Origin of the sequence: Rhodococcus sp. PAE-6 (assembly GCF_025290685.1) — a bacterium.
In the GTDB taxonomy this organism is placed as follows: Bacteria; Actinomycetota; Actinomycetes; order Mycobacteriales; family Mycobacteriaceae; genus Rhodococcus; species Rhodococcus pyridinivorans.
The window spans coordinates 1-256 of sequence record NZ_JAOCLZ010000157.1 but is presented as its reverse complement, the minus strand read 5'-3'; the positions used below and the strand labels follow the sequence as shown (position 1 = coordinate 256).

At 64.8% G+C, this 256-nt stretch carries 1 pseudogene; it reads left to right on the top strand.

Annotated elements, in window-relative coordinates:
- Nucleotides 1-235, top strand: a pseudogene (locus tag NVV99_RS26625) (TerC family protein); the annotation flags it as partial.
- Nucleotides 236-256 lie beyond the last annotated feature (21 nt).

The following is a 256-nucleotide window of genomic DNA, read 5'->3' as shown; positions in this document are numbered from 1 at the left end:
CGTCATCATCATGGCCACCTTCGCGGTGCCCCGTGCGTACCAGCAGACGGTCCTCACCATCGGCATCGTGCTGGCGCTGGTCATGCGCGGAGCCTTCATCGCGGGCGGTGCCGCGGCGATCAACGCCTACAGGTGGGTGTTCTACCTGTTCGGCTTCTTCCTCATCTACACGGCGGTCAAGCTCGTCCGCGACCACGGTGAGGACCCGCAGGCCATCTCGGAGAACCGGATGGTCTAGCTGGCCCGGAAGTTCCTG